The 15318-nt window shown below is 46.5% G+C and carries 14 protein-coding genes; 9 read left to right on the top strand and 5 right to left on the bottom strand.

The genetic code is table 11. The features are described 5' to 3' along the window. Positions 1 to 7: 7 nt before the first annotated feature. Complete coding sequence (locus tag JFT56_RS02215; protein ID WP_198783476.1) at positions 8 to 1816, bottom strand: sensor histidine kinase; 1809 nt, start codon at positions 1814 to 1816, stop codon at positions 8 to 10. A gap of 219 nt (positions 1817 to 2035) precedes the next feature. Between JFT56_RS02215 and JFT56_RS02210 the strand changes: the two genes are divergently transcribed. The 9 genes from JFT56_RS02210 (at position 2036) to fliB (ending at position 11764) form a co-directional block, all read left to right on the top strand. Beyond that, positions 2036 to 2638: a response regulator transcription factor gene (locus JFT56_RS02210; RefSeq protein ID WP_198782099.1), complete on the top strand. Its 603-nt coding sequence runs from the start codon at positions 2036 to 2038 to the stop codon at positions 2636 to 2638. Between the two features lie 399 nt (positions 2639 to 3037). Then, positions 3038 to 3319 (top strand): hypothetical protein, encoded by a 282-nt coding sequence (locus JFT56_RS02205; protein ID WP_198782098.1) that lies wholly within the window; start codon positions 3038 to 3040, stop codon positions 3317 to 3319. A 198-nt stretch (positions 3320 to 3517) separates the two neighbouring features. Further along, positions 3518 to 4105: a type II secretion system protein gene (locus tag JFT56_RS02200; RefSeq protein ID WP_198782097.1), complete on the top strand. Its 588-nt coding sequence runs from the start codon at positions 3518 to 3520 to the stop codon at positions 4103 to 4105. A gap of 152 nt (positions 4106 to 4257) precedes the next feature. Next, positions 4258 to 4782, top strand: a complete 525-nt coding sequence (gene hslV, locus JFT56_RS02195; protein WP_198782096.1) for an ATP-dependent protease subunit HslV — start codon at positions 4258 to 4260, stop codon at positions 4780 to 4782. Between the two features lie 19 nt (positions 4783 to 4801). Then, positions 4802 to 6130: an ATP-dependent protease ATPase subunit HslU gene (gene hslU, locus JFT56_RS02190; RefSeq protein WP_198782095.1), complete on the top strand. Its 1329-nt coding sequence runs from the start codon at positions 4802 to 4804 to the stop codon at positions 6128 to 6130. Between the two features lie 227 nt (positions 6131 to 6357). Further along, the gene (locus JFT56_RS02185) at positions 6358 to 6744 is read left to right on the top strand and encodes a gamma-butyrobetaine hydroxylase-like domain-containing protein (protein ID WP_198782094.1); all 387 of its coding nucleotides are present in this window, start codon (positions 6358 to 6360) and stop codon (positions 6742 to 6744) included. Positions 6745 to 7276: 532 nt separating this feature from the next. Next, the gene (locus JFT56_RS02180) at positions 7277 to 8224 is read left to right on the top strand and encodes a DUF2971 domain-containing protein (protein WP_198782093.1); all 948 of its coding nucleotides are present in this window, start codon (positions 7277 to 7279) and stop codon (positions 8222 to 8224) included. Between the two features lie 594 nt (positions 8225 to 8818). Then, positions 8819 to 10408 (top strand): cryptochrome/photolyase family protein, encoded by a 1590-nt coding sequence (locus JFT56_RS02175; RefSeq protein WP_198782092.1) that lies wholly within the window; start codon positions 8819 to 8821, stop codon positions 10406 to 10408. A gap of 174 nt (positions 10409 to 10582) precedes the next feature. Then, on the top strand, positions 10583 to 11764 hold the full coding sequence (gene fliB, locus JFT56_RS02170; RefSeq protein WP_198782091.1) for a flagellin lysine-N-methylase: 1182 nt from the start codon (positions 10583 to 10585) through the stop codon (positions 11762 to 11764). A gap of 54 nt (positions 11765 to 11818) precedes the next feature. On the opposite strand, the gene JFT56_RS02165 is transcribed toward fliB, so the two are convergent. The 4 genes from JFT56_RS02165 to JFT56_RS02150 all read right to left on the bottom strand — a co-directional run bounded on the left by JFT56_RS02165 (position 11819) and on the right by JFT56_RS02150 (position 15175). Further along, the gene (locus JFT56_RS02165; protein ID WP_198782090.1) at positions 11819 to 12295 is read right to left on the bottom strand and encodes a hypothetical protein; all 477 of its coding nucleotides are present in this window, start codon (positions 12293 to 12295) and stop codon (positions 11819 to 11821) included. A gap of 104 nt (positions 12296 to 12399) precedes the next feature. Beyond that, on the bottom strand, positions 12400 to 12951 hold the full coding sequence (locus JFT56_RS02160) for a response regulator transcription factor (protein WP_198782089.1): 552 nt from the start codon (positions 12949 to 12951) through the stop codon (positions 12400 to 12402). Continuing rightward, positions 12948 to 14237, bottom strand: coding sequence for a sensor histidine kinase (locus JFT56_RS02155; protein WP_198782088.1), 1290 nt, complete (start codon positions 14235 to 14237; stop codon positions 12948 to 12950). The genes JFT56_RS02160 and JFT56_RS02155 overlap by 4 nt, the downstream gene beginning before the upstream one ends. 8 nt (positions 14238 to 14245) lie before the next feature. Next, a complete protein-coding gene (locus JFT56_RS02150; protein ID WP_198782087.1) occupies positions 14246 to 15175 on the bottom strand; it encodes a dTDP-4-dehydrorhamnose reductase family protein in 930 nt (309 codons plus the stop codon). Between the last annotated feature and the right edge of the window lie 143 nt (positions 15176 to 15318).

The following is a 15318-nucleotide window of genomic DNA, read 5'->3' as shown; positions in this document are numbered from 1 at the left end:
TGGTAATTTATCCCTTGGGAAGTACGACTGTCACCACACAGCCCTGTTGCCACGGCAGTAATGTTTCTGTGGATTGCTGACAGTTTTCGATTTGAATGCTGCCGTGATGGCGACTGACCACATCCTTACAGATGGCTAAGCCAAGCCCTAATCCCGCATCTTTGGTTGAGGCAAAAGATGCCATCAACTCACTCGCCTTCCCCTGTAGCCCTTCGCCATTATCGATCACTAATACTTTGATTTTATCGGCTAAATAATAGATATCGATCCGCAGTTGCCGCCCATGATTATCACCGCAGATCTCGAGCGCATCTAAGCTATTTTTCACCAGATTAACCCACATTTGACTGAGGCCAACGCTATCGCCCATCAGTTCGAAGGGCTCGCCCTGCACCCGCATACTCACTTGTACCTTGGCCCTATCTAACTCGCGCCGCAGCAGGGCTAAGGCCTCCTCCACAACTAAGGTCACATTAAGCGGCTCGGCCTTAGCTTGACGACGCTTAAGTAAACCGCGAATGCGGTGCACGACCGCCCCCGCGCGAATCGACTGCGCATTAATTTTACCCAGTACATCATAGAGTTCGGGATTATCTTGCCCAAGTCTTTCCAGTTGGAGCATGGCGCCTTCGCTGTATTGAGTAATGGCCGCTATGGGTTGATTAAGCTCATGGGCAAGGCCAGCGCCAATTTCCCCGAGGATCGCCGCACTTTGTAACCGCTCAAGCTGCAACGCCTTGTCTTTTAATTGCCGTTCAGTGCTAACTAAAAACTCGCTCTTTTGGCGAAATTTATATTCAAGCCAGAGATGATAGATAGTGGAAACGATAAAGATCAGCAGTAATACCCCACCCCATTCTTTATTTTTTGCCATCCATTTATAGACGGTTTGATAGAGTGGCGGCGATGCCCCCTGCAGTTGCAACTCTTTAAATAATTCAATGACTTTTAACTGGCTTACCGGTGCAGTCCAGCCCAAAGTATCGGCGGTAATTGCAGCCACATGGTCGGCGGGTAAATCGAATAAGGCACGGGTAATCGCCATCGTCAGCCGAGGGGAGACAATATCCGCCGCTGCGAATGACCAATTTGGGTATAACTGAGTGCTCACTTCGCAATCACATCCTGGGGGCGTAATAGGATGGATCACCCGATAATCGGCCTGATTGACTAGGCCAGTTTCAATCATTTCCTCTAGGGTGCAAAACGGTGCTATCGCGGCATCGGCACTGCCATCACGAACTTGATAAATTAGTGGTTCTAGCGGAAAACCTAAAAAACGCACTTGCCCAAAAAATTGTTCCGGTAAAAAACCCATTTTATGCAATAGGCCCATCGCCGCTTGATAGCCACCTAAGGCCTGTGGATCCGTTGCGACCACATTTTTCCCCCGCAGATCCTGCAGGGTACGGATAGGGCTGTCGGCGCGGACAATAATGGTCGCACCTATAGTAAAAGTGCTGCCCTGATGTTTACGGCTCTTCATCGTTGCGAGCCAAGACAATGGAAAATTATTGCTTAAATACAGATATTGCCCAGGGTTGGTCACGATAAACTGCAGCTCGTGATTCAGTAGCTGGCTGCTCATGCCATTAAAATCGACGGGAACCACTTCAAAATGGCTATTGGGCACTTGTTCAGTCAAATAATCCATCATAGGTTGCCAACGCTGTTTGGCCTGCAATACGCCATGATTGGCAAGCACGCCAACCCTAAAATGGTGCACCTGTGGCGGTTCATCGGCATAGGATAGATTGGCCCCAATAACACTTAAGAGCAGCAATCCCATCACTATCGCTTTACCGCAGAAACCCATTGTCATCGCCTCAATTACCCAGTCTTATTATGCCCTTGCACTTAAGCGACTTTAGCCCGCAGATAAAAAACAAGCTGTGAAATGCCGCTAAACTCTAGTTTCTGCCCAAGGAAAATAGGCTAATTTAGTGATGCACCTCCCAAGACCTAGGCTTAACATTGAGCCCAGGCCGCAGCCAGCTTAAGCTGATAGGGTGCTCTGCGACCCATAAGGAAATCCATGTCTACCAACTTGCCACTGTATTTAGTCGATGACGATGAAGCGATTTTAGACTCGCTGGGTTTTATGCTCGGGCAATTTGGCTACCCAGTGCAAACCTTTAACAGTGGCCGCGATTTTTTGGCGCAATGCCCCTTAACCCAAGCGGGCTGCGTGATTTTAGATAGCCGAATGCCGGAGATCACCGGCCAAGAAGTGCAGCAAAAACTGCTAGAAACCCACAGTCCGCTAGGGGTGATATTTTTAACTGGCCACGGGGATTTACCCATGGCGCTGAGCGCCTTCCGTAAGGGTGCCTGCGACTTTTTTCAAAAACCCGTATCGGGTAAAGCACTAGTACAGGCTATAGATAAAGCCCATAAAGAAAGCCAAGCGACCTTCGAGCAACAAAACCTACAGCATAAATTTAATCAACTGACCGAGCGTGAGCATCAGGTATTAGCCCATGTGATCCAAGGTATGACCAACAAGCAAATCTCAGAGGCGATGTTTTTATCCCTGCGCACGATTGAAGTGCACCGAGCCAAAATCATGAAAAAACTCGAAGTAAATAATATGGCGGAGTTAGTGCAACACTTAGGCAATCTGAGTTCTGACTTATAAACCTGTGCCTGTGACATACGCTCGGTACCTTCTCGCCATTCTTAATCATAACCGCTAAACCATTTTACTTAGCCCATTGAAGGTGCCGTAACGGCGCAACTTTCATCCTACCTGCGACAAGCTGTCGCAGTTTGTATCTTTAGCTTTGTCCACCTAAACATAAACTGCCACACTCAGCCTAGGTTCTCTCCTTTATGCCACAGGCATTAAAGATCCACTGCTTTTGAACCTTCCCCCGAGGGCGCCAGTTCCCTCGGGGATTTTTTATGGGCTCAATTTGGTTTATAAAACTCACCCTCCAGCCACAAACAAAGTAAATTTTGCTGTTCCAACCATAATGTTTTTGATACATCATCAGTGACTCATCAGTAAGCTTTAAACTTAATCAAGGAAGAATTTATGTCTAAAACCTTCATCACCATCCTATTTAGTGTCTTTATTGTTAGCTCCCTGAGCGGATGCCTGACAAACACACTGGTTAGTAATAAATGCAATAAGACATACCCTGCTGGCGATCAAGACTGTAATAAAACTGACGCAGCAGTTTATGTTGCTGCGGCCATGTTAGAAGGTACAGATAAGGGCCAAAGTTGTAATGATATGTCGGGCAAAGCTAAGCAAGATTGCCTTGCGCAGCAACAGGCACTGAAAGAATCATTAGAAAAACATACTCATAAATAGCATTTCGCGAGCGTTTCAAGGGGGGACACTGCAAGCATATAAACAAGATTAAGGCTGTAATTGATCTTTTGCAGTATGCCCCTAACACTAGCAACACAGCGAAACATATAATTAACAAAGTTAATTACTATCAACAGCTTAATGACCACTTCCTCGATTTAAGTTAAAATGCGGCTCTCTTAGCAGCAGGTAACTAATATGAGCCGTCTACACACATCCAAGGGATTTACCTTAATCGAACTAGTGGTCGTTATCATCATCTTAGGAATACTTGCTGTGGTCGCGGCACCACGGTTTTTAAACCTGAGTCAAGATGCTCACGATGCCAGGGCCAAGGCCGCCTTCGCTGCTTTTACCTCTGGCGTAAAGCTGTATCACAGTTGCTGGCTTGCGGGCGGTCACTCGGGCTACACCCAAGATCTCGCCTGTTATGGTGATGGCACTCTAGACTCAACCACCACTGGTTTTCCGTTGGGAACAGAGACTTCAACTGCTGATGCAGGCTCTAAGTTGCAGGGCGATTATTGCGGTCAGTTATGGCAAGGTCTGTTGGCTAATAATGAATTTGTCATTGCAGACCAATACTCTTGGAGCACTGAACCCAATGTCGATATTGTTTACTGGTACGGTGCCATCGACATAACAGCTCCCAATGCTTACTGTATCTTCAACTATGTTTCGGACGACCGCAGCATCGGTAGTGAAAACTGGGATTTTAAATACTATCCCTACAGTGGAAAGACTGAAGTCGGTCGTTCAACCTTACCACCACCAGATGCACCTTAACGCACCAGTAGATCAACGTTCGCCACAGGGCAAAAAATCCCCGACTCCCTGTGGCTTTTTCTTCGATAACTTGAATTATTGCCATCTATCCCCATATCTACTCCATCATCCACCGAGTGATTTAACCCTCGGGCCAGAGAAGAGGATTCATTGTGACCACTATCGTATCAGTACGCCGTAATAATCAAGTTGTCATCGCCGGCGATGGCCAAGTCTCCCTAGGCAATACCGTCATGAAAGGTAACGCCAAGAAAGTGCGTCGCTTGTATCACAACAAAGTGCTGGCCGGTTTTGCAGGCGGCACCGCCGATGCCTTCACCCTATTCGAGCGTTTCGAGTCCAAACTCGAAATGCACCAAGGCCATTTACTGCGCTCGGCCGTCGAACTGGCCAAAGATTGGCGTACCGACCGAATACTACGCAAACTCGAAGCTATGCTGGTCGTGGCGGATGCAGAAGCGTCACTCATCATCACAGGTAATGGCGATGTAGTGCAGCCAGAACACGACTTAGTCGCTATCGGCTCGGGCGGAAACTATGCCCAAGCGGCGGCACTGGCGCTGCTACAAAATACCGAGTTATCGGCGCTGGAAATTGCTGAAAAATCGCTAACTATTGCAGGCGATATTTGCGTATTTACCAATCAATTCAAGACGATTGAAGAACTCAATTACTAAACAGCCCGTGAGGAATATTATGTCTGAAATGACCCCCCGTGAGATTGTCCACGAGCTGGATGCACATATCATTGGCCAGAAAAAGGCCAAACGCTCCGTCGCCGTCGCCCTGCGTAACCGCTGGCGCCGCATGCAGTTGGATGCCGACTTTCGTCAAGAAGTCACCCCAAAAAACATTCTGATGATTGGCCCAACCGGCGTGGGTAAAACCGAAATTGCCCGCCGTTTAGCTAAGCTGGCTAACGCGCCATTTATCAAGGTTGAAGCGACCAAGTTCACCGAAGTCGGTTATGTGGGGAAAGAAGTCGAGCAAATCATCCGTGATTTAACTGATATCGCCATCAAGCTGACCCGCGAGCAACAAATGGGTAAGTGTCGCCAACGCGCCGAAGAACACGCCGAAGAACGCATTCTCGATGCCCTGTTGCCTAAGCCGAAAAACGACTGGGACAACACTGAAACCGACTCGAGTTCAAACACTCGTCAGATCTTCCGCAAGAAGCTACGTGAAGGCCAATTGGACGACAAAGAAATCGATATCGACGTGGCTCAGCCACAAATTGGTATCGAAATCATGTCGCCACCCGGCATGGAAGAAATGACCAACCAACTGCAAAGCCTGTTTAAAAATATGGGCCAAGCACCGGCAAAACGCCGCAAGATGAAGATCAAAGAAGCCTTTAAGCTGTTGATCGAAGAAGAAGCGGCTAAACTGGTGAATCAGGAAGATTTAAAAGAGCAAGCCATTGAATTGGTTGAGCAACACGGCATAGTGTTCCTCGATGAAATCGATAAAATCTGTAAGCGTGGCGAAACCTCAGGCCCAGACGTATCCCGCGAAGGCGTGCAGCGCGACCTGCTGCCGCTGGTTGAAGGTTGCACTGTGACCACTAAACACGGCATGGTGAAAACCGACCACATTCTGTTTATTGCCTCGGGCGCGTTCCAGATGTCTAAGCCATCGGATTTGATCCCTGAGTTGCAAGGCCGTCTGCCAATCCGCGTTGAGTTAGATGCACTCTCAGCCGATGATTTTAAACGTATTCTGACCGAACCACACGCCTCGCTCACCGAGCAATATGTGGCGCTAATGGGCACAGAAGGCGTTAAAGTCGAGTTTACCGAATCGGGTATTGAGAGCATCGCCAAGGCCGCATGGCAAGTCAACGAGCGCACCGAAAACATCGGTGCCCGTCGCCTGCACACTGTGATGGAAAGGCTAATGGAAGATATCTCCTACGAGGCATCGGAAAAATCAGGCTCCGCCTTTGTGATCGACGCCGACTACGTCAGCGACCACTTAGATAACTTAGTCCAAGACGAAGACTTAAGCCGCTTTATCCTCTAAGCGCTCAAAGCTCGTAAGCGGTCAAAGTTCGTAGTAGAACAAAGTTGATTGGGCTTGCCCTTAAGCTGGTTTGGCATGCTGTTGATGCCAAACCAGTCACCTAAGTGTAAAACTGTGATCAGGGCTAAGGCATACCCTTTGTATCCTTGGCCGCGAATGGCTACATTAACCAAGCGTTATTTTAGTGAGCCGTTATCTTATCCCTAGCATTTTTTGGTAACCAACCTATGACCACTGCAACCCCCAATGTCATCGACCTCAAATTAAAACGTAAATCGCGCATTTTAGAAATCAGCTTCGACAATGGTGAGCAGTATCAACTCAGCTGCGAGATGCTCAGAGTCTACTCACCCTCCGCTGAAGTGCATGGTCACGGCAATCCCAAACTGGTCACCCACAAGAAAAACGTCAATATCACCAGCATCGAACCCGTCGGCAATTACGCCGTAAAAATCGTCTTCGACGATGGCCACGATACCGGCCTATTCTCGTGGAAAGTGCTCTACGACCTCGCTACTCACCAAGTGGATTTATGGGAAAAATACCTAGCCCGCCTGCGCGCCGAAAAGGCCTCACGCGAGCCACTGATCGCGATGAATATTAAATACAATTAATCGGTTGCTAATCGGTTGAATAGCCCGCCACACCTTAATAGTGCCAAGCTAGAAAGCTCTGCGCTAAAGGCTGAGTTGGTAGTATCAAACTGATAAATATTCTATTTTCCACGATAACACTTAAAGTCGTGGGGCTTCACCCCACACCCGACCAAGGAGGACTGCTCGTCCTATCCTCCTTGGATGCTCCTTGACGCCCCTAACGGAGTTGAAAGCCCCTTGGGCATAAAGCCAAATTTGCTATCGCTTCCGAAGGATGCGTCCATGCACCTGCGAAAGCTAGCTCGCCATCCATGGCGAGACTCACGCAATTTGTCTATTCGCCCTGCGGCAACTCCGAGGGGGAGGTGAACTCCTGTAACTACTGTGTTGGCTATAAATCTAAAAAGAGTCTTGCATGCCCCATCTTTCATTATCTTTCAAGTTAATATTTTTAGCCAAAACAGGTTGTTGGCAAACTGACTGTGTATTATGTTCTAGTTTTATCTAGGGTGGCCAGATTTATATAATCTGAATAAAGGAGTAACCTACAATGAGTGACGAACAAAATGTTAGCAGCCTATATCACTTCACTACAATGAATGGTTTGCTTGGGATTGTTGGAAATAATAAAATCTGGTTTACAGATTATAGATTTTTAAATGACAAAAATGAAGTATCAATTATTTATAACAAACTTATTGAGAAGCTTAAAGATATTAAATATATAAACGCCTCAAATCAATTGCAGATTTATTTTAACAATTTTACTCGAGATTACTCTTTGGGTATATGTAGCTTTTCGAATAACTATGACTCTTTAGCACAATGGCGACTTTATGCTGATGATTGTCAAGGTGCTTGTATAGGTTTCAATCGAAGCCTTTGGGATAATAGATCTGAAGCAAATTGGAACCTTTTTCCTCCAATTACTGGTTCAATATATGATGAGTGCTTTAAAAAACCATTTGTAACTAAATTAATAAAATGTGAATACAAAGATATTAAAAGTTATATTGATGAGTTAATTATTGAATTCAATGATTACTTTATAGAAATAGAGAAAAACGACTCAAAACTAAAAAACATCCCATCACTTTCGAGTGAAGAAAAGTTAAAATACATAAGTTTATTAATACGAATATCCGCATGGAAACATACTGATTTTTCATATGAAAAAGAAGAAAGGTCTATATCTATAACACCTAAAACAGATATAAAAATTAGAGCTAGTAAAAATTCACTAGTCCCATATTATGAGTTAAACATAAGTCCTACTTTCTCTTTTGATAACTATCATATGATAATATTGGGAGCAAAATGCGACCCCAATACAAATGAAGCAATTGAGTACTTATTTAATTATCATGTACAGTATGAAGAGGTTGACGGGCCTGGCTATCATAAACTTGAGTATTATGCTAAGCAATTAGCAAATGAACATCCTGACAAATATAGGGCACTTACATATTGCGCACATCAAATTACAGCTTATCGATAAAGTAGTAATCATAAAGTAATGCCATCTATAGATGGAAAAGGCTAAATTCTTTTTTGATACACAACCAATACCTAAGGATCAGAAGTTCACCTTCCTCTGCGAAGTTACTGAAGGGCGTTGAAGACTCTTTATTAAAAGGATCGCGTGTGACGCAGACAGGACGTCTGCGTAGCTTTCGGGGAAGGGGCGAATGAAAATCGGTGATTTTCGAGCTTATGAGCGAGAGGCAGGGACTGCCGAACTGGAGTGCTTTACATGGATGTAAAGCGGAACCATCGGAAGCGTTAGCGATTTTCGAATAAGCACGAAGCCACTAACTAATGCATGTAACTTCGCTAGGGGCGTCTTGGCTGCTTGTGAAAACAATAGCAAGGAGGATAGGACGAGCAGTCCTCCTTGGTCGACTCTTTATTAAAAAATCAGGGGGTGAAGCCCCACGACTTTGACTTTGCTTTTAAAAGCCTTTTAAACGCAACTAAACGAAGTGTACAAATACCCTGCCTTGTGATCCTCGCAGTTCCGCAATCCGTAATGTTCAGCAATATCCAATCGCGAAATGTGTAACCGCGAGAGTCATTCACCAGAGCCCACCTAATGCAATTACGGCAGCAATCACAGCAGCAATTACAGCAGCAATTACAGCACTTCCATACAGTCAGGCTAATTTTAGGCGATCAACTCAATGCCCAGCATTCTTGGTTTAACCGCGTTGATGATCAAGTGCTGTATGTGATTGCAGAATTGCATCAAGAAAACACCTATGTGACCCACCATGTGCAAAAGATCTGTGCGTTCTTTAGCGCCATGGCGCTGTTTGCCAGCGAGCTTAACGCTGCGGGGCATAAAGTCCGTTATCTCACCCTCGACGAGACCCAAGACTTTGCCGATCTTAATGCCTTGATCCAACACAATATCGCCGAAACAGGGGCGATTAAGTTTGAATATCAACGGCCTGACGAATATCGACTCCTCGCTCAATTAAGCCAGCTAAAGCTTGCCAATGCCGTTATAAATTGCGTCGATACCGAGCACTTTTTATTACCCTTTGGCGAGATTGATAGGGAGTTTGCCCAGGGGCAGCACAGGTTGATGGAGCATTTTTATCGGCGAATGCGCAAAAGATTCAATATCTTAATGGAGGATGGCAAACCTGTCGGTGGACAATGGAATTTTGATGCGAGCAATAGGCAAAAGCTTAAATCCCAAGATATTAAATCATTACCCACACCCTTGATGTTTGGCCACGATGTGGAAGATATTCTCGAGCGCCTTCAACGCCATGGGATTAATACTATGGGCAAGGCGGATACGCGTTTACTTTGGCCGATAAACCGTGCGCAAAGCCTCGAGCTCCTGAGGCATTTTTGTGAATATTGCCTGCCCGCCTTTGGCCGTTTTCAAGATGCGATGACCCAGCAACATCCGGCGCAGTGGAGCCTGTACCATAGTCGGCTTTCCTTTAGCCTAAACGCAAAACTTATCAGCCCGTTAGAAGTGACTCATGCGGTGATTGAGCACTATCATGCAAACCCAAAAATCGAGATTGCCCAAGTCGAAGGTTTTGTTCGGCAAATCCTCGGCTGGCGTGAATATGTGCGCGGCATCTATTGGGCGAATATGCCCGGATACGCCAGCATTAATGCCCTTGAGGCCGCACACAAGCTGCCCGACTACTTTTGGGATGGCAAGACTTCCATGAATTGCCTGCGCCATGCCCTATCCCAATCACTGGATTTTGCCTATGCCCATCATATTCAACGCTTAATGGTGATTGGCAACTTTTGTCTATTGACTGAAATCGCCCCAAAGGAGGTGGATAAATGGTACTTGGGCGTGTATGTGGATGCGATTGAATGGGTCGAAATGCCCAATACTCGCGGTATGGCGCTGTTTGCCGATGGCGGTATTGTCGGCACTAAACCCTATGCCGCGAGCGGCAGTTATATCAATAAAATGAGCGACTATTGCACCGGATGCCATTATCAAATTAACGCCCGGAGCGGCGAATCAGCCTGCCCGTTAAATAGCCTGTATTGGCGCTTTATGGATAAACACCGCGCAAAACTGTCACACAATCCGCGCATCGCCATGCTTTACCGCACTTGGGATAAAACCGAGAATTCGGTTAAACAGGCGATACTGGCCACGGCGGAGCAGCATTTAGATCACCTTGAACAGCTATAACGACTTAGCCCCCCAAGATTCGACCTTCACAACGGCGATTTAGCGCTGATGACCAGAGAATTAATCTCTATTATTTAGCGAGTTAAATTCCAAAACGCTTAATCTAAAATGGCACAAACTACATTGATTTGTTACCTTTATGTTTAGTGAACATTAGAAAGAATCAATAGCCCAATGGATAACCTCATCATAAAACCAAGCTATGTAACGCTGTTCAATTGCATCGGTGCTGCATGCGAAGACAGTTGCTGTAGCGATTGGACGATCACTTTCGATAAAAAGAGCTATAAAAATACCATTAAAAATCCACAACTGGCGGCAATTGCAAAAATAGCGTTTGTTGAAATAAAAACAGATGCCGATCGTTGGGCACAAATAAAACTCAACCCCCAAGGAACATGCCCATTTGTCAATGAGCATAAGCTTTGTAATATTCATGCAACAGCTGGGGAAAAAGCCCTTAGTGACACCTGCCGAACTTATCCACGGACCCATAATATTTTTGGTGGGACTAAATATGAGAGCCTATCGCTATCGTGCCCGGAAGTCGCTCGCTTAGTGTTATTTAACCAAGATGCTTTTCAATTTGATGTAAACACGAGTGGAATAAAACGACAGTCATCGCCAAGTCCCCTTTGGTTAGAAAAGACCTATGAATACAGCTTAGATCTGTTAATTAATTTGGGACTAGATTGGCAACAGGCACTGATGGCAATTGGATTTTTAGTTAAAGTCAGTGACCAAGTCCGCCAAGATGAACTGCCAATATCAGAGATAGATAAACGCTTTCAACAACTCAAATTACTTGCAGAGTCAAAATTGATAACGGAGCAATATCAAAAAATCCCCTACACACCACAACCTCAAATGAGGGCTTTTCTCTCGGTACACGACCAATTATGCAAGTCCCATTCTAGAAGTTTAAGACCTCGATTTACGTCACTAAATGAAGCGATTGCCTTATTGTGCAATGAACAAAATGACTATCAAATTGACGCATTAAATAATGCATGGGATGAGTACGCTATGCCTGCTCTTGTTAATCATCCCGATCTCTTTGACCGATACATTTTATACTCAATTTATCATAATCACTTTCCATTTATAGATACTCAGCAACCTTGGGTAGCATTCCGCTTACTCGTACTAGACTGTTTTATGGTCCGCTGCTATCTATCTGCCGTCGCCTATAAAAACAAAGGATTATCAGAAAGCGATATCGTTATGTGCTTTCAGATTTATCATGTTGTACGACAACACCAAATAAAATTTTCAGAAGGTATAAATGAAACGCTACAAGAGTGCGGAATTGACAGTATTCCGGCCGCAATGAGCTTGTTAAAAACGGCAAACTAGGGCCATAACATCAGAGTGTTTTATCGCTGGATGAACATGGTCTCTTGATAAGCGTTAACCCTGGCAAAAATGCGCATAATTTAATCGATTCCCTTGACCCCATACCGCGGTCCAGCCGTTCACATCGCTCATATCGCTAAAATAGAGGGTATGGGAGTCAAGGCATGCATCTTGAAAGGGCGCTTTATTGTCATTAATAAACTGCGCCGATGCGGCCAAAATATCGCTGCATACCTCATCGTCAGCGACTAACCAGATAAAGTCCTCACGCCAATCGTCCCGTGCTAAAGCATCTTCGGGGGAATATAAATCCAGTTTTTGCTTGAGTATGTGCCACTGGTCGAGCGTCACGGAGCAAGAGATCACCAACTTATCGTAAACCCCAGATCCGCCCGCCCAAAAGGATAAATCAAAATCTAACTGCTGCGGCTCGGGCGCAAATCCCAATAGATTCTCAATCACTTGTAAGCTTTTGGCTAAATCGGTTTCAGGGCTTCGATAACGCACTTCGATTCCATCATACTTTCGCATACTACTGACTCCTGTAGCCCTTTGGTGACTCTTAGTGCTATCGCCATTCTAATGATAAAAAAATTTATTATTTAATGAGTTATAAAAATTGCACCCAAACGGCTTTATTTTACCTGCCCGCCTTCACCCACAGGTTTCTTTAATAACTTACGCTGCAAGGTGCGGCGGTGCATGCCGAGTTGGCGGGCGGTGGCCGACACATTACCTTGATTGGCATTGAGCACTTGCTGAATATGTTCCCACTCTAACCGCTTAGGGTTAAGCGGCGAGTCGTCGACTTCATCTTCTTGAAGTGTATGGGAATGACTATCCATATCCAAAGCTGCAAGCAGAGTTTGGGTATCCACTGGCTTAGCCAAATAGTTATCGGCGCCGAGGCGAATGGCTTCTACTGCGGTGGCGATACTGGCGTAACCAGTAAGCAAGACCATAGTCACCTTGGGCAGCAGATTACGCAGTGGCACAATGAGCCCTAGCCCATTCGCCTCGGCAAGTTTCATATCGAGCAAAATATGGCTTGGGCGAAATTCCCGCGCCACCAGCAGGGCATCACTGGCATCGTGAATTAAACGACACTCAAAGCCGTGGCGGCTCAGCCTTCGCGCCAAGATATTTGCCAGTGCTTGGTCATCTTCGATAATCAGTAGCCGTTTCATACACTTGCCTCATCGGTGCTCTGGCTCTGCGGCCCTAACACTGAAAAACGGATCTGTGCCACTGTGCCTCCTTGGGGATGATTCGCCAAGATAAGCTCTGCGCCCAGTCGGTTTAAACTCGCATGGCTGAGCAACAGGGCTATGCCTAGGCCCTTGGGACTCTCGATTAATAATGTGCCGAGTTGCGGTAATAAAGCGGGGGCGATACCTGCGCCATAATCGCGGATCTGCAGATAGATCTGATCTTCCCTTGGTGCTATATCCACACTGATATCCACCTGCGCCCTCCCTAGGGTTTCAGTACTCGCGCGGGCAGCATTTTCAATCAACGCCATGATCGCTGGGGTTAGGCTCATATCGGTTAAAATGCTGCGCTCGGCGAGTTTTTCGGCAGTGCAGGTCATCAACCACTGGATCTCAGTTTGTGGCATCAACAGCAGTGTTTTCTGTTTAAGTCCATCAATCAACTCGCCGAATAACAATGGACGCTGGCGGCGGTCACGAATCGATTCGGTGGCTAAACGCAATTCGGCAAGCGTATGCTCGCAGCGCCCTAGGGCAGTTTCCATCTCTTCCACTAACGCAGAAGCATCGCCACTTTCCTCTTTCACTTCATCGAGTAATAGCCTTAAGGTGGATAGCGGCGTGGCCAATTGGTGCGCCATTTGCGCCGAGGCGGTGCCCAACGCCAGCAGTTGCTCCTGGCGCAATTGCCCCTCGCGCATAAATGCCAATTGCGCATCCTGCCGGCGCATACGTTTAGTGATTAACGCCACGCTGGTTGTCATCACCAAAGCTGAAATCACAAAATTAAACCACATGCCTAAATAGTGGGAACTCATGTCCATGCCATGGTGCTGCATCGGCGATTCAGGCACGGTAAAGATCATCAGGCTGTAGGCGAGCGTCGACATCGCCGTTAGCACCCAAGGTGCCCAGATAGGTAAAGTCACTGCCGCAAGCGCGATGGGCAGTAATAGTAACGAGATAAACGCATTGGTGGCACCACCGGAAAAGTGCAACCAGGAGATCCAAAATAAAGTGTCTAGGCTGAGGGCGATAAAGAGGCCACTCTCTTTGGCAAACAAAGGTTTACGCAATGCCAGTGTGAGGGATAGAAACAGGATTTCCAGCACAAGCACATGAATTAATGGCTCCATTTGCAGGCTAAGGCCAAAGGTGTCGGCGGCAAACGTAGTTAAGCCAATTTGTAGCAATAGACCTAAGGTTCGTAGCAATGCGACTTGGTCGGCGGCCTGCAGACTGGTGCCTAATATCTTAGTCATAGCCATTCCTACAGTGTGAGTCCAAGTGCGGCAAGTGCACCACTCGATTGCGTTAATGCTTGGTGCGCGCCAGTGGCAAAATCAATGTCAGAGCGAATACCGAGCGCCGCTAAACGCGCACAGCTCAAAGTACAGTCCCTCGGCCTTTTGGCGCTATCCGTCGGCGTAGATTCAGGCGTTAAGTGCGCCGTACTGAGTTGTAAAATCTCCCCTAAGGTCAGCAGCATTCGATACTTAGTCATAGTCTCTGCGGCGCTAAAGTGATAAATCCCCTGCACTGTTGTTTCTTGAAGATGCAATTCTTGAAGATGCAGGGCAATCAGCTTATCTATGGCATTGGCAATATCGGCGGTTGAGGTTGGGCTACGCACCGCCCAATCATCGATCCCCTGAGGGCGTTTATCCATCAGCTGCTGGATCAGCACTAACACCGCAGACTCACTGAGTTTTTCGACCTGCCCATAGAGAATAGGAAGGCGCAGCACCGCAAAATCGGGATCAATACTTAACACTATTTCTTCGCCCTTACGCTTTGATTCGCCGTAAAAATTAACAGGGTGAGTCGCGGCATCTTCGGCATACTTTGGTTGAGTTCCATCGAACACATAGTCGGTGGAAATATAAATAAGCCACGCATGATTAGCTTTAGCGGCCTGCGCTAAGGCTTGACTGGCGGATAAATTCAGCGCCAAGGCTGCCTGAGGATTTTGCTCCGAGACATCGGGTCGGCGTTCTGCGGCGCAGTGGACAATCACTTGAGGACTGTGGAGTGAGACAAAGTCGGCAACTTCATTAGAATGAGTAAGATCGAGCCTGTGCACGCTATCATTGGCGCGGCTAAAACCCGTGGCGACAACCTCATGCCCTGTTAATTCAAGCTGTTTTACCACAGCCCTGCCGAGTTGCCCCGTCGCCCCCGTTACCATGATCTTCGCCATATGCCCCATCACCATTCACGCTGAAATTTGGCTTATGATTCTAAAAGCTTTTCATATTCAACGCACTTGTTTACTCTTGTTTGCCGAAGTTAATCCCATAAAAGTTAATCCCATATAAGAAAGGCTGAATTTGAGTTCAACAC

Source organism: Shewanella putrefaciens, assembly GCF_016406305.1.
Classification (GTDB): Bacteria; Pseudomonadota; Gammaproteobacteria; order Enterobacterales; family Shewanellaceae; genus Shewanella; species Shewanella putrefaciens_C.
Note: the sequence above shows the minus strand (reverse complement) of the source record. Positions and strands in the feature narration are given on the sequence as shown.